The 15,981-nt window shown below is 71.0% G+C and carries 14 protein-coding genes; 5 read left to right on the top strand and 9 right to left on the bottom strand.

The window, feature by feature from the left end; translation table 11 throughout:
* Positions 1-57 precede the first annotated feature (57 nt).
* The 3 genes from OO69_RS07120 to OO69_RS07130 are packed head-to-tail and all read right to left on the bottom strand — an operon-like array spanning position 58 to position 3,948.
* The gene (locus tag OO69_RS07120; protein WP_033279530.1) at positions 58-2,454 is read right to left on the bottom strand and encodes a xanthine dehydrogenase family protein molybdopterin-binding subunit; all 2,397 of its coding nucleotides are present in this window, start codon (positions 2,452-2,454) and stop codon (positions 58-60) included.
* A gap of 1 nt (position 2,455) precedes the next feature.
* Positions 2,456-3,049 carry a (2Fe-2S)-binding protein gene (locus OO69_RS07125; protein WP_033279531.1) on the bottom strand — a complete coding sequence of 198 codons (594 nt, stop codon included), beginning with the start codon at positions 3,047-3,049 and terminating at the stop codon, positions 2,456-2,458.
* Positions 3,049-3,948 carry an FAD binding domain-containing protein gene (locus OO69_RS07130; RefSeq protein ID WP_033279532.1) on the bottom strand — a complete coding sequence of 300 codons (900 nt, stop codon included), beginning with the start codon at positions 3,946-3,948 and terminating at the stop codon, positions 3,049-3,051. The genes OO69_RS07125 and OO69_RS07130 overlap by 1 nt, the downstream gene beginning before the upstream one ends.
* 312 nt (positions 3,949-4,260) lie before the next feature.
* Between OO69_RS07130 and OO69_RS07135 the strand changes: the two genes are divergently transcribed.
* Positions 4,261-5,934 (top strand): PucR family transcriptional regulator, encoded by a 1,674-nt coding sequence (locus OO69_RS07135; RefSeq protein ID WP_033279533.1) that lies wholly within the window; start codon positions 4,261-4,263, stop codon positions 5,932-5,934.
* A gap of 114 nt (positions 5,935-6,048) precedes the next feature.
* A complete protein-coding gene (locus OO69_RS07140) occupies positions 6,049-6,831 on the top strand; it encodes a hypothetical protein (protein WP_033279616.1) in 783 nt (260 codons plus the stop codon).
* A gap of 1 nt (position 6,832) precedes the next feature.
* Here OO69_RS07140 and OO69_RS07145 read toward each other — a convergent pair whose 3' ends face one another.
* Both OO69_RS07145 and OO69_RS07150 read right to left on the bottom strand, forming a co-directional pair.
* Positions 6,833-7,102, bottom strand: coding sequence for a hypothetical protein (locus tag OO69_RS07145; RefSeq protein WP_033279534.1), 270 nt, complete (start codon positions 7,100-7,102; stop codon positions 6,833-6,835).
* Between the two features lie 128 nt (positions 7,103-7,230).
* Complete coding sequence (locus OO69_RS07150) at positions 7,231-8,037, bottom strand: GntR family transcriptional regulator (protein ID WP_033279535.1); 807 nt, start codon at positions 8,035-8,037, stop codon at positions 7,231-7,233.
* Positions 8,038-8,194: 157 nt separating this feature from the next.
* On the opposite strand from OO69_RS07150, the gene OO69_RS07155 reads away from it, so the two are divergent.
* Complete coding sequence (locus tag OO69_RS07155) at positions 8,195-9,043, top strand: (2Fe-2S)-binding protein (protein ID WP_033279536.1); 849 nt, start codon at positions 8,195-8,197, stop codon at positions 9,041-9,043.
* A gap of 303 nt (positions 9,044-9,346) precedes the next feature.
* Positions 9,347-10,387 carry a DUF2637 domain-containing protein gene (locus OO69_RS07160; RefSeq protein ID WP_033279537.1) on the top strand — a complete coding sequence of 347 codons (1,041 nt, stop codon included), beginning with the start codon at positions 9,347-9,349 and terminating at the stop codon, positions 10,385-10,387.
* Positions 10,388-10,473: 86 nt separating this feature from the next.
* Here OO69_RS07160 and OO69_RS07165 read toward each other — a convergent pair whose 3' ends face one another.
* A complete protein-coding gene (locus OO69_RS07165) occupies positions 10,474-10,926 on the bottom strand; it encodes an ATP-binding protein (RefSeq protein WP_033279538.1) in 453 nt (150 codons plus the stop codon).
* Between the two features lie 475 nt (positions 10,927-11,401).
* Positions 11,402-11,872 carry a hypothetical protein gene (locus OO69_RS07170; RefSeq protein WP_033279539.1) on the bottom strand — a complete coding sequence of 157 codons (471 nt, stop codon included), beginning with the start codon at positions 11,870-11,872 and terminating at the stop codon, positions 11,402-11,404.
* Positions 11,873-12,019: 147 nt separating this feature from the next.
* Here OO69_RS07170 and OO69_RS07175 point away from each other — a divergent pair, with 147 nt between their 5' ends.
* Positions 12,020-13,180 (top strand): helix-turn-helix domain-containing protein, encoded by a 1,161-nt coding sequence (locus OO69_RS07175; RefSeq protein WP_051800809.1) that lies wholly within the window; start codon positions 12,020-12,022, stop codon positions 13,178-13,180.
* Here OO69_RS07175 and OO69_RS07180 read toward each other — a convergent pair.
* Together OO69_RS07180 and OO69_RS07185 are read right to left on the bottom strand one after the other, a co-directional pair.
* Positions 13,177-14,919: a pyruvate dehydrogenase gene (locus tag OO69_RS07180; protein WP_033279541.1), complete on the bottom strand. Its 1,743-nt coding sequence runs from the start codon at positions 14,917-14,919 to the stop codon at positions 13,177-13,179. The genes OO69_RS07175 and OO69_RS07180 overlap by 4 nt on opposite strands.
* Positions 14,920-14,992: 73 nt before the next feature.
* Positions 14,993-15,981, bottom strand: a 989-nt coding sequence (locus OO69_RS07185) for a protein phosphatase 2C domain-containing protein (RefSeq protein WP_033279542.1), incomplete at its 5' end; no start/stop codon positions are given.

Genomic DNA, 15,981 nt, shown 5'->3' on the forward strand with positions numbered 1-15,981 from the left:
ATTTGGGATGGACGACCCGGGGGACGGCCCGAGACGAACAACTAGGGACCCGGAGGGTCACATACCGGTGAGGTGCTCCGGGCGTACCGGTGTCCTGTTCAGTTCCAGTCCGGTCGCGTTCCGAATGGCCGCCAGTACGGCCGGAGTCGACGACAGGGTGGGGGCCTCGCCGATGCCGCGCAGCCCGTACGGGGCGTGCTCGTCGGCGAGTTCGAGCACATCGACCGGAATGGTCGGGGTGTCGAGGATCGTGGGGATGAGGTAGTCCGTGAAGGAGGGGTTGCGCACCTTCGCGGTCTTCGGGTCGACGATGATCTCCTCCATGACCGCGATGCCGAGACCCTGGGTCGTACCGCCCTGGATCTGGCCGATCACGGACAGCGGGTTGAGGGCCTTGCCGACGTCCTGCGCGCAGGCCAGCTCGATCACCTTGACCAGGCCGAGCTCGGTGTCGACCTCGACGACGGCGCGGTGCGCGGCGAACGTGTACTGGACGTGCCCGAAGCCCTGTCCGGTGCGGAGGTCGAAGGGCTCGGTCGCGCGGTGGCGCCACTCGGCCTCGATCTCGACGGCCTCGCCTTCGAGGACGTCGGCCAGATCGGCGAGGACCTCGCCGGCGTCGGTGACCACCTTGCCGCCCTCCAGCAGGAGTTCGGCGGTGGCCCAGGCCGGGTGGTAGGTGCCGAGCTTGCGGCGGCCCATCTCCAGGACCTTCTCGCGGACCAGCTCGCAGGAGTTCTTGACGGCACCACCGGTGACGTACGTCTGGCGGGACGCGGAGGTCGAACCCGCCGAGCCCACCTGTGTGTCCGCCGGGTGGATCGTCACCTGCGTGACGCCCAGCTCCGTGCGGGCGATCTGCGCGTGGACGGTGACTCCGCCCTGGCCGACCTCCGCCATCGCGGTGTGCACGACGGCGACGGGCTCGCCGGCCACAACTTCCAGGCGGACCTTGGCCGTTGAGTAGTCGTCGAAGCCCTCGGAGAAGCCGACGTTCTTGATGCCGACCGCGTAGCCGACGCCGCGCACGACGCCTTCGCCGTGCGTGGTGTTGGACAGACCACCGGGCAACTGCCGTACGTCGGCGGCCTCTCCGGCCGCGAGCCACTGCTGCTCGGGCGGCATGGGCATCGCCTTGACGCGGCGCAGGAGTTCGGCGACCGGGGCCGGGGAGTCGACCGGCTGCCCGGTCGGCATGATCGTGCCCTGCTCCATCGCGTTGAGCTGACGGAACGCGACCCGGTCCATGCCCACCTTGTCGGCGAGCTTGTCCATCTGGGCCTCGTAGGCGAAGCACGCCTGGACCGCGCCGAAGCCGCGCATCGCGCCGCAGGGCGGGTTGTTGGTGTAGAGGGCGATGGCCTCGATGTCGACGTCGTCGATGACGTACGGTCCGGCGCCGAGCGACGAGGCGTTTCCTACGACCGCCGGGGAGGCCGACGCATAGGCGCCGCCGTCCAGGACGATCCGGGCCTTGAGGTGGGTGAGCTTGCCGTCCTTCGTGGCGCCGTGCTCGTAGTAGAGCTTGGCGGGGTGGCGGTGGACGTGTCCGAAGAAGGACTCGAAGCGGTTGTAGACGATCTTCACGGGTTTGCCGGTGCGTAGGGCCAGCAGGCAGGCGTGGATCTGCATCGACAGGTCCTCGCGACCGCCGAACGCGCCGCCGACGCCGGACAGCGTCATCCGGACCTTGTCCTCGGGCAGGCCGAGGACGGGCGCGATCTGCTTGAGGTCGGAGTGCAGCCACTGGGTCGCGATGTAGAGGTCGACGCCGCCGTCCTCGGACGGTACGGCGAGTCCGGACTCCGGGCCGAGGAAGGCCTGGTCCTGCATGCCGAAGGTGTACTCGCCCTCGACGATGAAGTCGGCGCGCTCCCGGGCGGCGGCGACATCGCCGCGCACGATCGGCTGGCGGTGCACGATGTTCGGGTGCGGGACATGGCCGATGTGGTGGTCGTCGCGGCCCTCGTGGATGAGGATCGCGTCCGGCGCGGTCGCGGACGACTCGTCGGTGATGACCGGGAGTTCGCGGTACTCGACCTTGATCTTGGCGGCGGCGCGGCGGGCGGTCTCCGGGTGGTCGGCGGCGACGATCGCGACCGGCTCGCCGTGGTGGCGGACCTTGCCGTGCGCGAGGACCGGGGTGTCCTGGATCTCCAGGCCGTAGTTCTTCACGTCGGTCGGCAGGTCGTCGTAGGTCATGACGGCGTAGACGCCCGGGGTCTTCAGGGCCTCGACGGTGTCGATGGAGACGATCTCGGCGTGGGCGACCGTGGAGCGCAGGATCTGGCCCCAGAGCATGTCCTCGTGCCACATGTCCGAGGAGTACGCGAACTCGCCGGTGACCTTGAGGGTGCCGTCCGGGCGGAGCGTGGACTCGCCGATGCCACCTTTGGTCTTCGAACCCTGGGTGACCTTGGTGGGAGTGCCGATGGGGGCGCCTTTGACAGACATGTCAGACCGCCTCTCCCTGCCGGGCGGCCGCCAGGCGGACCGCGTCCATGATCTTCTCGTAGCCGGTGCAGCGGCACAGGTTGCCCGAGAGCGCCTCGCGGATGTCCGCGTCGGTCGGGGTCGGGTTGTGCTCCAGCATCTCGTCGGCGGCGACGAGGAGTCCGGGGGTGCAGAAGCCGCACTGGACGGCGCCGGCGTCGATGAACGCCTGCTGGATCGGGGCGAGTTCGGTGCCTTCGCCGGTCTGGGAGTCGGTCGGCTTGGGCTGCCAGCCGGGGGACCCTCCCTGGAAAAGCGTGTCACTTTTCGCGGAAGTGTCACACTTTTCCGACCCACATGCCCTCTGCCGCGCGTACTCCGCGAGCCCCTCCACCGTGACGACCTCGCGCCCCTCGACCTGCCCGGCCGCGACGAGACAGGAACACACCGGAATGCCGTCGAGGCGGACCGTGCAGGAACCGCACTCCCCTTGCTCGCAGGCGTTCTTGGAGCCGGGCAGCCCCATCCGCTCGCGGAGCACGTACAGCAGCGACTCCCCCTCCCACACGTCGTCCGCTTCCTGCGGGCGGCCGTTGACCGTGAAATTGACGCGCATCAGGCGACACTCCCCTTCTCGATGGAGCGGCCGTCAGTGCCGCGGTACGACTCCCAGGTCCAGGTCAGCGTGCGGCGGGCCATGATGCCGACCGCGTGGCGGCGATAGCTGGCCGTGCCCCGGACGTCGTCGATCGGGTTGCAGGCGGCGGAGCACAGGTCCGCGAACTGCTTGGCGACCGACGGGGTGATGATCTTGCCGTTCTCCCAGAAGCCGCCCTCGTCGAGCGCGGCGTTCAGGAATTCCTCGGCGGCCTTCGCCCGGACGGGGGTCGGCGCGGCCGATCCGATGCCGGTGCGGACCGTGCGGGTGGCGGGGTGCAGGGCGAGGCCGAAGGCGCAGACCGCGATGACCATGGCGTTGCGGGTGCCGACCTTGGAGTACTGCTGGGGGCCGTCGGCCTTCTTGATGTGGACGGCCCTGATCAGCTCGTCGGGCGCGAGCGCGTTGCGCTTCACGCCGGTGTAGAACTCGTCGATCGGGATACGGCGGCTGCCGCGCACCGACTCGGCCTCGACCTCGGCGCCGGCCGCGAGGAGCGCGGGATGGGCGTCGCCGGCCGGGGAGGCGGTGCCGAGGTTGCCGCCGACGCCGCCGCGGTTGCGGATCTGCGGGGAGGCGACCGTGTGCGAGGCGAGGGAGAGGCCCGGCAGTTCGCCGCGCAGGTTCTCCATGATCCGGGTGTACGGGACCGAGGCCCCGAGCCGCACGCTGTCGGCGCCGACCTCCCACTCATAGAGGTCGCCGATGCGGTTCAGGTCGAGCAGGTACTCGGGCCTGCGGTGGTCGAAGTTGATCTCGACCATCACATCGGTGCCGCCCGCGATCGGTACTGCGGTGGGGTGCTCTGCCTTGGCGGCGAGCGCCTCCTCCCAGCTGGCGGGGCGAAGGAAGTCCATGACCGGCTCTCTTCTTCGTCTCGTGGGTCGTACGGATCAAGCCAGTTCGTGTGCGGCGGGTCCGGCTCGTTCATGCGCTGTTAATGCAGCGTGAGGTCAGTACACAGCGCCGTGCGCGGAGCGGGTCAGTCACGGAAACCATGAAGGAGTTGGCTGGCCAGCGCGGGCATCTTGTAGATTCATATGAACAGAGGTCATCAGTAACCCCTTCGATTCCCTGTGGAAACGTGGGAAACAGCCCCGCACGGCCCTGCACCCACAGCACCTCTTGGTTCATCGTAGTTTTCTAGACAAAGAACGGCGGCGACGGCGATGCGGCTGCGCGCACTTCTGGACACCGATGCGCTGGGGCTGCGGCTGCTCGGCGGCGCGGACGAGCTGGACCGCACGGTCCGCGGGGTGATGACCACCGACCTGCGCGACCCCAGCCGCTACCTCTCGGGCGGCGAGCTGGTCCTGACCGGCCTGGCCTGGCGCCGGAACGCGGCCGACACCGAGCCGTTCGTACGGCTCCTGGTCTCCGCCGGGGTGGCCGCGATGGCCGCCGGCGAGGCCGAGCTGGGCGCGATCCCGGACGACCTCATAGCCGCCTGCGCCCGGCACCGGCTGCCGCTGTTCGCGGTCAACGAGTCGGTGGCGTTCGCGACGATCACCGAGCATGTCGTACGGCAGGTGTCGGGTGAGCGGGCCGGTGATCTCGCGGCCGTGGTGGACCGGCACCGGCGGATGATGACCTCGGGTCCTGCCGGGGGCGGCCCGGACGTGGTCCTGGATCTGCTCGGCTCGGACCTGGATCTGCGTGCGTGGGTGCTGTCGCCGACCGGGCGGCTGATCGCGGGTTCGAAGGTTTCGGGTCCCGCGCTGCCCGTCGACGTGTGCGCGAAGCTGGCCGCCGAGCACCTGGCCGCCGCCCGCACGGGCCGCCGGGGGCCGCACCGGCTGGCGCTGGGCGGCTCGACGTACTCCCTCTTCCCGATCCGCAGTGGTGGCCGCGCCCCGCAGGGTTCGCGGGACGTGCGCGAGACGGTGCTGTCGGACTGGCTGCTCGCGGTCGAGGCGGACGCCGGGGACTGGCCGGACGAGCGCCTCGACCTGCTGCAGGGCGTCACGCAGTTGATCGCGGTCGAGCGGGACCGGCGGGACGCGGCGCGCACGGTCCGCAGACGGCTCGCGCAGGAGGTCCTGGAGCTGGTGCAGACGGGTGCCGCGCCGGCCGAGATCGCCGCGCGCCTACGGGTCGCCGCTCCCGTGCTGCTGCCCGGGCTCGGGGCGGCCCCGCACTGGCAGGTGGTCGTGGCCCGGGTCGAGTGGGAGGGCGCGGACATCGAGGCCGGCCCCGTCGCGCAGTCGCTCCTGGAGGAGATCCTGGTCGACCCGCTGACGACGGGCCCCGAGCCCTCCGACCGGATCGCCGTGGCCCACTCGGGCGACGAGGCGATCGCGCTCGTACCGCTGCCCGCGGTGTCGGCGGAGCACGACGGCTCCGAGTCCGGGCTCCACGCGGACGTGCTGCTGGCGGCCGTACGGGATCCGCTGTCGGCCGGGCTCGACGACGACGGGCGGGTCACGCTCGGGGTGAGCGCGGCGGTGCACTCGGCGGAGGGGCTGCGCGGGGCGCTGGAGGAGGCACGGCACGCGCGGCGGGTCGCCGCCGCCAGGCCGGGCCGGGTGTGTGCGGCGGGCCATCAGGAGCTGGCCTCGCACGTCCTCCTCCTCCCCTTCGTGCCGGACGACGTACGCCGGGCCTTCACCGCGCGCCTGCTCGACCCGCTGCGCGACTACGACCGCCGGCACCGCGCGGAGCTGATTCCGACGCTGGAGGCGTTCCTGGAGTGCGACGGGTCGTGGACGCGCTGTGCGACCCGGCTGCACCTGCACGTCAACACGTTGCGCTACCGGGTCGGCAGGATCGAGCAGTTGACGAGTCGGGACCTCTCGCGCCTCGAGGACAAGCTGGATTTCTTCCTGGCACTGCGGATGAGCTGACCCGAAGATCCCACGACTTTGTGAATTCTTTCACCCACCCTCTTGGCCGGGCCCTACGATCCGTGCTGAGATGCCACCACTCAACAGCTCAATGGTGTGCTCGGGGAGGGCAACGTGGCGCATTCCGCCATGTCTGGACACGGAACGACCGAAGGTGACGATCCCCTCCAGACCGCGGTGTGGCGGCTGCGCTCGCGGGCCTGCTGGGTCGACGCGGCGGCGCTGCTGCGGCCCGACACCGCGGCACCGGCCCTCCAGCGGACCGCGCTGCTCGTGGAGCGGTGTCTCTACACCGAGCAGGGCTGGGAGGATGCCGACGACGCCTTGCGTACGGCGGAGGCACTGGCCCACAGCGACGACGAGCGGGGCGCGGCGGCCTGTGAACGCGGCTACCTCGCCTACGCGGCCACGCTGCACTCGGTGCGCGACCGGGCCGACGAGGCACGGGCCGCGCTGGGGCGGGCGGCGGCGCTGATCCCGCCGGACGGCGCGGGGCGCGCACTGCTGGACTTCCGGCGGGGGCTGGTCGCGGAGAACCTGGCCCGCTCACCGCAGGCCGCGCGGGCCGCGTACCGCCGCGCCCACGCGGCCGCCGTCGACCGGGCCGACCCCCTGCTCCTCTCCTTCACCCACCGCCACCTGGCCGGACTCGCCCTGCGCGACGGCGAGTTGGCGGAGGCCCGCCACGGCTTCGCCGAATCCCTGCGCATCCGCGAGGAGTTGGGCTACCTCGTCGGCACGGCCCCGGCCCTCGCGTCCCTCGCGGACGCGGAAGCCGAGCCGGAGGCGTCCCGGCTGCGCGAGGAGGCGCGACGGCTCTTCCGGCTCCTCGGCGGCGTACCGACGTGGCTGGCACGGCAGTTGGCGGTGCCCGCGCCGGGGGCTGCCACGGCGTAGGTCAGGAGCCGTTCGTGCGGTTCTGCACGACGTTCACGACGTGGTGGACGAACTGCAGGACGGATGACCGGAGTTCGGGGTCGCGGGCCACCAACACCCCTACGGCCACGAGCAGAAGGAAGGACAGTAGGCTGCCGCCGCGGCCGGAGTGGGTGCGGCGGGCGCCCATCTGGGCGGCGCGCATGCCGTCCTGTGCCGCCTGTCGGGCCGACTGCTCGGCGCCGCGCCGCGCGGCCTGTTGGGCGGCCTGCTGGCCCGGATTCGGAAACATCGGCGTTCTCCCCCGCGGATCGGTCATCCCTTTCCGTGGGGCACGTCACCGACGTCCCGGCGGGTTCCCTTTGCGGACCACGGTCGCCTGCCCCGGACCCGCTCGTGACCGGAGTCACATATTCGACGTCACGCCGATCCCGCGAAGTGCTCCTGCACCAGGGACCGCACCACGTCCCACTCCCCCGCGGCCAACGCGTCGAGGAGCGCGAGGTGTTCGGCCGCGTCCGCGACCAGGTCGGCCCGCCCGCGCGTGACGGGACCGCCGACCAGCGGCCATTGGGCGCGGCGGTGCAGGTCCTCGGCGATCTGGACGAGCTGTTCGTTGCCGGCGAGGGCGAGCACCGCGCGGTGGAAGGCCCGGTCGGACTCGGCGTACGTCGCCCGGCACCCGGAGGACGCGGCGCGGACGCTGCTCTCGGCCAGCGGGCGCAGGTCGGCCCAGCGGGCGGCGGGCACGGTACGGGCGAGTCTGAGCATCACCGGCACCTCGATCAGGGCGCGGATCTCGGCCAGTTCGGCGAGTTCGCGGGCACCCCGCTCGATCACCCGGAAGCCCCGGTTCGGTACGACCTCGACGGCACCCTCGGTGGCGAGCTGCTGCATCGCCTCGCGCACGGGCGTCGCGGAGACGCCGAACCGCTCGCCGAGCGCGGGCGCGGAGTACACCTCGCCCGGGGTCAGCTCCCCGCCGACGAGCGCGGTGCGCAGCGCGTCCAGTATCTGACCGCGCACGGAGGGCCGCTGGAGGACCTGACGGGGGCGCGGGATCGGCGTCTCGCTGTGCGTGTGCTCACCGCGCACCGCACCGGTGCCGTCCGCGAGACCCCGGTCCCGGTCCACGTCGGCGGCGCGCTGCTGCGGCGGCACCCGGGAGCCCCGGGCAGGCGCGTCCGGAACACCCGTCCCGGCGGAGCCCTGCGTGCCCTGCTTCACGGGTCCTCCTCCGGACGTGTCGGTACTTGGGGTCATTACGGCGTCTTGTTACTCGTCCGTCAAGCACCTTAGGCGCAGATCGGACTAGTTCAAATCCCGAGGCAGTTGGGTAAGGTAAGCCTTACCTCTAAACCAACGGCGAATCGGTGGTCCCGGCATGCCCCTGCCCTCTTCGGCCGTAGCGGACTCCTACGCCCGCCTCACCGAGGTCATCCCCGGGCTCGCGATCACCGAACTCACCCCGGACCAACCGACTCCCACCGGCGGCGGCTGGATCTCCGCGGCCGCGCTCGCGGAGGGCGGCGAAGGCCTGGAGGCGTTCCTGGCCCGGGACGACGCCCAGGTCCTGCGCGACCACGGCCGCCGGGGCCGCCCGGACGTGATAGCCACCTTCGGCCTGCACCGCTACGCCTGGCCGGTCGTCCTCCTGTTCACCGTCCCCTGGTTCCTGCACCGCCGCGTCCCCCGCCTCCCTGTGACCCACGTCTCCTACGACCGCACGGCCGAGGGTTTCGACATGGGCCGGCTGGCCGTCCGCACCGACTCCTTCGCCTGCCTGCCCGGCGACCCGGCGGCAGGACTGCCCGGCGCCCGGGTGGTCCCGGACGAGGAGGCGCTGCGGGCCGAGGTGCGGGCCGCGGTCGCCGAGCACATGGAACCCGTCCTGGCCGGCTTCGGCCCGCGGATGCGCCGGCGGGGCCGCGCCCTGTGGGGCATGGCGACCGACGAGGTCGTCGAGGGCATCTGGTACGTCGCCGACCTCTTCGGCGAACAGCCGCGCGCCGTAAGGGAGTTGGAGCGGCTGCTGCCGGGCGCGACCAAGCCGTACGTCGGATCGGCCGCGTTCCGCGAGGTCACCGGGCCCAACGGGGAGGCGCTGTCCACCCGGGACCGGGCGAGCTGCTGCATGTACTACACGCTGGACGCGCTGGACGCCTGCCCGACCTGCCCGCGCACCTGCGAGACCGAGCGGGTCACCAAGCTCCTGGCTGCCGCCGCGAGTTGAGGCACCCTCAGTCACACGCTCCACTCAACGCCCGCTAGGATCAGCCGCGAACAAGGCGTCCGTCCGGTTACAGGTGCTTCACAACTTCCTCACTTGCCGCAGGAACTTTCCGTGGAACCACCCGTACGGGTAGTCTTATTCGAACTCAACTCCCGCCCCTCAAGCGGCAGTTCGAGCAGAAAGCCGTCCTGGGCATCCCCTTGCACCTCCTTGGCGGCCTCTTGCCCCGAAAACGCCTGAGGGCCGTTGGGATTGGGCCACTATGGCGGGCGTTACGCCCTATCCCAATGCAAGGGACCCCAGATGAGACTGACCGACATATCGCTTAACTGGCTGCTTCCCGGCGCCGTACTGCTCCTGGGCATGCTGGCGGCGGTTGCGGTGCTCGCGCGGAGCAAGCGGTCCGGCGGGGAGCACGCGAAAGACGACTCGTGGGAGCGCACGGAGGAGCGCCGCAGGCGCAAGGAGGCCATATACGGCATCGCCTCCTACGTCCTTCTGTTCTGCTGTGCGGCGGTCGCCGCGGCACTCTCCTTCCACGGACTGGTCGGCTTCGGCCAGGAGAACCTCGGCCTCACCGACGGCTGGGAGTACCTGGTCCCGTTCGGCCTCGACGGCGCGGCCATGTTCTGTTCCGTCCTCGCGGTCCGCGAGGCCAGCCACGGTGACGCGGCCCTCGGCTCGCGCATACTCGTGTGGACGTTCGCGGCCGCGGCCGCCTGGTTCAACTGGGTGCACGCGCCCAGGGGTGTCGACCACGCGGGCGCTCCGCAGTTCTTCTCCGGCATGTCGCTGTCGGCCGCGGTCCTGTTCGACCGCGCGCTGAAGCAGACCCGCCGGGCCGCGCTGCGCGAGCAGGGTCTGGTGCCGCGTCCGCTGCCGCAGATCCGTATCGTCCGCTGGCTGCGGGCCCCCCGTGAGACCTACAGCGCCTGGTCGCTGATGCTCCTGGAGAACGTCCGCAGCCTGGACGAGGCGGTCGACGAGGTGCGCGAGGACAAGGCGAAGAAGGAGGAGACCCGACTGCGCCGCCGCGACCAGCAGCGGATCGAGCGGGCTCAGCTCAAGGCCATAAGCCGGGGCCAGCGCGGCCTCATCGGCCGGGGCGGCGGCCGCTCGTCGGAACCGCAGGCCCTGGAGCGCGGTTCCGGACAAGCATCCGCGGAGCCTGCTCTATCGACGCCGGAGCAACTGCCGGTTCGCACGCGTCCCTCACTCCAGCCAGTCCGCGGGGCATCTGACCCGATAACCGTCGACCTCACCGCCGAGGACGACACGATGGCCCTGCCGCGCCTCGACTCCCTGGAGCGCAAGCTCAAGGACCTGGAGCAGCAGTTCGGCTGAGCCGAGGGCTGAGAACCTGAATCCGGGACCGGGCGACAATCGGGACGGGGGCGGAGTCCGACTGGACGCCGCCCCCGTCCCGTTGCTCATGCCGCGTCCGGATCCAGCTCGAACCAGACGGACTTGCCGACCCCGTGGGCCGACACTCCCCAGGCGTCCGCGAGGGACTGCACCAGGACCAGGCCCCGCCCGTGCGTACCGTCGTCGGCGTCCGGTACGTGCAGTCGGGGCCTGCGCGCCACGAAGTCCCGTACCTCCACGCGTAGTCCACGGGGTCCGACGGTCGCCGTGAGCACGGCGTCGTGGTCGGTGTGGATCAGCGCGTTGGTGACGAGTTCGCTCGTGAGCAGCTCCGCTATCTCCGATCGTCCCGGCCTCCCCCAGTGCCGTAGCAGTTCACGCAACGCTCTGCGCGCCTCGGGCACCGCCCGCAGGTCCGCGCGTCCGAGTCTGCGCCTCAGTTGAGGCGGCTGCGCCGGTTCCGTGGCGCTGTCGGCCTTGTCCTCCGCCGCTTTCGCCGAGGAGGCCCCGATCGCCATGGGACCGCCCCCTCGTGCTTGCCTCTTCATGACCCCCGCCTGCACGCCGGTTTCCGGTTCCCTCCTGCTCGAACACGTTCACGGGGATCCATGCCCTCGTCGGGAACAGGGCAGTCATGTCGAATCGTCAACGACCGGGTGTTCGGCCATAAACGCTGCGTGACCGCCGGGGCGGAGGAATCAGGGGGAGTACCGTCCGAAGGGTCGAACGGCCACGGTACGGAGCATGCGGCCCGGGTGGGGCGGCCGGGGCGTTCCCCTCCGGAGCGGCGTGGCTCCCGGCGGCGGGACCAGACACCCCGTGACGTCCTGACCACCGGCGATCGAACCGACTGCCGATGCGCGGCTGCCGATCCGGCCGTAGTCCGCGAAGGCGTGGGGCCATTGGTCCCCCCGGACCTCCCCCGAGCCCCACCCTCCGCGAAACTGGCCGGAATCAGCCGTTCGGGAACCGCCAACAGCCCCTCGGCGGGCCCTACTTGCGACCGATGCTCTTCGTGCCGATGTGGATGATCTTGTGAGTCGTGCGGGTCATGTCGACGATCAGCTTGGTGGTGTCGCCGCCGCCCCACGTCAGCGTGATCGTGGCCTCGGTGTAGTCGGCGGTGCCGTTGTCGGTGACCTTCCACCGCATGGGCGTGTTCTGCGCCTGGAGGACGCCGTCCGCGTGGTTCTTCGCCTCCCAGGCCTTCAGCTCCTTGAGGTAGGCGGGGGTGAGGTAGTAGCTGCGCAGCTGTGTGGCCAGCTTGCCGCCGCCGTTGTCCAGGTCGCTCTCGGCGTCGACGTAGGCGCCGTAGAAGTCGGCGATGCGGGTGATGTTGTCGTCCGGCGAACCGCTCACGGTGCGCGGGGCGCCGGCGGAGGCCTGGGCCGCCACACCCAGCCCGAGGGCGAGGGCGAGACCGGCGGCGAGTGCGGTGCGGCGCGTGGCCTTCTTGCTGTTCACGTGTGTTTCCCCGTTTCGGTTCGGTGCCGTGCTGTGGTCGCACCGAGCTTCGGCGTACGGCGCCGACGACCGCAATGACCGACACCGAACCCGCGACGGTGGAACCGTCCCACCCCGTCTGACCTCCTGGTATAGGGAGTCCCTGGGATGCCGTCCTGGGACGCGACACGCACGGGAGCAAGGGTGTCGGGCGAGGCCAACGACAAGGACGTCGAGGAGTTCGCGGCGCTGCTACGGCGCCTGAAGGCACGCACGGACCGCAGCTACAGCCAGCTGGCCCGCCGCCTGAACATGAACGCCTCGACCCTGCACCGCTACTGCGTCGGCGAGGCGGTCCCCCTCGACTTCGCCCCCGTCGAACGCTTCGCGGCGCTGTGCGGGGCGACACCGGAGGAGCGGCTGGAGCTGCACCGGTACTGGATCCTGGCGGTGGCGGCGAAACAGCGGCGACGGGAGGCGGGGACTCCGGTGGTCGAGGCGCGGACCGAGGAGCCGACCGAGGAGCTGGTGCCCGCTGCCGACGAACCCCCGATGGCCGCCGTCCGCTCGCCCTGGTACCGCCGGCGGCTCACGCTCACGGCCGCCGCCGTGTGCACGGTGCTCGCGGTGTGGGGCACCCTGTCGGCGGTGTCCACCCACGACAGGGAGAAGGCCAAGACCGGCGCCACGACCCAGGCCACCCCGTCCGCCCTCCCCGCTCCCCTCACCTGGACCGCCGACTCCCAGGTCTGGGAGATCGGCTGCGACCACGACTACGTCATCGACAAAGCACCGAAGGACGTGCCGCCTCCCCCGGTCCAGCAGGACGCCGGGGCCTGGGCGGCGACCCAGCACGCGGTGCACGGCGGGCAGACGAACGTGGAGATCTCGGTGCAGGGCCGGAGCTCAACGGCCGTTGTCCTGGAGGCACTTCGGGTCCGGGTCGTCGGCCGCACGGCACCCGCCCCGGGCACCGCGTACTCGATGGCCCAGGGCTGCGGCGGGGACATCACCCCGCGCTACTTCGGCGTGAACCTGGACGCCCACCGCCCGCTCGTCAAGCCGGAGCCGGGCAGTGACACGGGTAGGACGGTCCCGGTGGCGCATCTGCCGTACCGGGTCTCGGCCACGGACCCGGAGGTCCTGCTGGTCAAGGCCCGCACCGGGACCTGCGACTGCCGCTGGTACCTGGAACTGGACTGGTCCTCCCAGGGCCGCACCGGCACCCTCCGCGTCGACGACCACGGCAAGCCGTTCCGCACCAGCTCGATCAAGGGCCTGCCGCACTACTGGTACTCGTCCAACGGATGGGCGCCCTACGACGGTTAAGGCCTCGGCACGTTGCGGATGTTGGACCGGGCCATCTGCAGCATCCGCCCGACTCCCCCGTCCAGCACGATCTTTGAGGCCGACAGCGCGAACCCGGTGACCATCTCGGCGCTGATCTTCGGCGGGATGGACAGGGCGTTGGGATCGGTGACGACGTCGACGAGGGCCGGGCCGTTGTGCTTGAAGGCCGCCTTCAGGGCGCCTTCGAGATCCTTGGGCTTCTCGACCCGCACACCGTAGGCACCGCACGCGCGGGCCACGGCGGCGAAGTCGGGGTTCTTGTTGGTGGTGCCGTACGACGGGAGTCCGGCGACCAGCATCTCCAACTCGACCATGCCCAGGGAGGAGTTGTTGAAGAGGACGACCTTCACCGGCAGGTCGTACTGGACGAGGGTGAGGAAGTCGCCCATCAGCATGGAGAATCCGCCGTCGCCGGACATCGACACGACCTGCCGCTCGGTGTCGGTGAACTGGGCGCCGATCGCCATCGGCAGCGCGTTCGCCATCGAGCCGTGCGAGAACGAACCGATGATGCGGCGGCGCCCGTTGGGCGTGATGTAACGCGCGGCCCACACATTGCACATGCCCGTGTCGACGGTGAACACGGCGTCCTCGTCGGCGAGTTCGTCCACCAGGGACGCGACGTATTCGGGATGGATCGGGACGTGCTTCTCGACCTTCCGCGTGTACGCCTTGACGACACCTTCCAGCGCGTCGGCGTGCTTCTTCAGCATCCGGTCGAGGAACTTCCGGTCCCCCTTCGGCTTCACCCGCGGGGTGAGACAGCGCAGCGTCTCCTTCGCGTCGCCCCACACCGCGAGGTCCAACTTCGAGCGCCGGCCGAGGTGTTCGGGCCGTACGTCGATCTGGGCGATCTTCACGTCGTCGGGCAGGAACGCGTTGTACGGGAAGTCGGTGCCGATGAGGATCAGCAGGTCGCACTCGTGGGTGGCCTCGTAGGCGGCGCCGTAGCCGAGCAGTCCGCTCATCCCCACGTCGTACGGGTTGTCGTACTGGATCCACTCCTTGCCCCGCAGGGCGTGTCCGATCGGGGACTTGATCTTCCCGGCGAACTCCATGACCTCGGCGTGCGCGCCGGCGATGCCGCTGCCGCAGAACAGGGTGACCTTCTCCGCCGCGTCGATCATCTCGACGAGCTTCTCGATCTCGGCGTCGCCGGGCCGGACGGAGGGCCGGGAGGTGACGAGGGCGGTCTCGGCGGCCTTGTCCGGGGCGGGCTCGGAGGCGATGTCGCCGGGGAGCGAGACGACGCTCACGCCACTCTGTCCGACCGCGTGCTGGATGGCGGTCTGCAGGAGCCGGGGCATCTGCTTCGGGTTGGAGATGAGTTCGCTGTAGTGACTGCACTCCTGGAAGAGCCGGTCGGGGTGGGTCTCCTGGAAGTACCCGAGGCCGATCTCGCTGGACGGGATCTGCGAGGCGAGGGCGAGGACCGGGGCCATGGAGCGGTGGGCGTCGTAGAGGCCGTTGATGAGGTGCAGGTTGCCGGGGCCGCAGGAGCCGGCGCAGGCCGCGAGCTTCCCGGTTATCTGGGCTTCGGCGCCGGCGGCGAAGGCGGCGGTCTCCTCGTGCCGTACGTGGATCCAGTCGATGGCGGAGTTGCGGCGGATGGCGTCGACGACCGGGTTGAGGCTGTCGCCGACGACGCCGTAGAGGCGCTTGACGCCGGCGCGGACGAGGATGTCGACGAACTGTTCGGCAACGTTCTGCTTGGCCATGGTTCTCGCGTGCCCTTCGGTTTCCTGTGTCCTACGGATCCCTCTGGGTTCCATGAATTCACAGCCCGGGCGCTCACGCCTCCCAAACAGCGGCGGCCGTGCGGTCGTCGGCATAACCCTTGACCCGCACTTGGGTGTCGGCGAGGAAGGCGGCGAGACCGGGCGGGGTGGTGCCTGACCACCGGCCCGCCAGATGCGCGGACAGCTCGGGCTCACCGCGCAGGGGTTCGGCCAGCCCGCCGGTGCACATCAGCAGCGTGTCGCCGGGGCGGGCGACGGAAGCACGGAAGCGGAAGGGTTCGCGGGGCGGCTCGGGGGCGGGTTCGTAAGGGCTCGGGGGCGTCGGAATCCCCAGATCCATGGTGAGCCGGTCCCCCTCGGGCGTCTCGGCGGGCTGCGACCCGAACCCGACGACGGCCTCGCCGGTCAGGTCCCCGACGGTGGGCTCGATGTCCTGCCACTCCCCGTCCCGCAGCCGGAACAGCCCGCCGGCCCCGACCCCGAAGAACACGCGCGTACGGCACTCCGGGTGGGCGGGGAGGAGAAGACACCGCAGGCCGGCCGAGTACTCCTCGGGGTCGATGCCCTGCTCGGCGGCGCTGGCGCGGAGCTTGCCGAGGCTGCGGTCGGTGAGCCGGTGCAACCCGGACTTCAGATCCCCGCGCCGCGCGGCCCTTATGTCCTCGGAGAGCCGCGCGTGACTCCGCCCCACGGCCCGCGCGATCCAGTCGCAGGCCTCGGCGGCGGCCCGATGCGCCCCCGGCGTGGCCCGCGCCCCGGTGGCCATCGCCACCAGCACCAACGCCTGCTCCCCCACCCCGAACCGCGCCGTCAGCAACGAATCCCGCCGCGGCTCCCCCCGGAACCGCGCGGAGTCCCCCCGCACAGAAGCAGCCCTGATCGTGCTCGCCCCGTACCGCGCCCCGTCCAACACGGTGTCCGCGACCAGATCGTCGAGCTCGTCCGGGTCGGCGAGGGGGAGGGCGGTGGGCTCGGGGTCGTAGGTGGGGGGTCCGGAGCCTACGTAGTCGGGGGTGAGAGGGGCGGAGGAGGGAGGGGGCG

The sequence above is a fragment of the Streptomyces sp. NRRL F-525 genome (genome assembly GCF_000716605.1).
In the GTDB taxonomy this organism is placed as follows: Bacteria; Actinomycetota; Actinomycetes; order Streptomycetales; family Streptomycetaceae; genus Streptomyces.

Coding starts and splice junctions, on each gene's coding strand:
- OO69_RS07120 (WP_033279530.1), bottom strand. CDS start 2,454: ATGTCTGTCAAAGGCGCCCCCATCGGCACTCCCACCAAGGTCACCCAG.
- OO69_RS07125 (WP_033279531.1), bottom strand. CDS start 3,049: ATGCGCGTCAATTTCACGGTCAACGGCCGCCCGCAGGAAGCGGACGAC.
- OO69_RS07130 (WP_033279532.1), bottom strand. CDS start 3,948: ATGGACTTCCTTCGCCCCGCCAGCTGGGAGGAGGCGCTCGCCGCCAAG.
- OO69_RS07135 (WP_033279533.1), top strand. CDS start 4,261: ATGCGGCTGCGCGCACTTCTGGACACCGATGCGCTGGGGCTGCGGCTG.
- OO69_RS07145 (WP_033279534.1), bottom strand. CDS start 7,102: ATGTTTCCGAATCCGGGCCAGCAGGCCGCCCAACAGGCCGCGCGGCGC.
- OO69_RS07155 (WP_033279536.1), top strand. CDS start 8,195: ATGCCCCTGCCCTCTTCGGCCGTAGCGGACTCCTACGCCCGCCTCACC.
- OO69_RS07160 (WP_033279537.1), top strand. CDS start 9,347: ATGAGACTGACCGACATATCGCTTAACTGGCTGCTTCCCGGCGCCGTA.
- OO69_RS07165 (WP_033279538.1), bottom strand. CDS start 10,926: ATGGCGATCGGGGCCTCCTCGGCGAAAGCGGCGGAGGACAAGGCCGAC.
- OO69_RS07175 (WP_051800809.1), top strand. CDS start 12,020: ATGCCGTCCTGGGACGCGACACGCACGGGAGCAAGGGTGTCGGGCGAG.
- OO69_RS07180 (WP_033279541.1), bottom strand. CDS start 14,919: ATGGCCAAGCAGAACGTTGCCGAACAGTTCGTCGACATCCTCGTCCGC.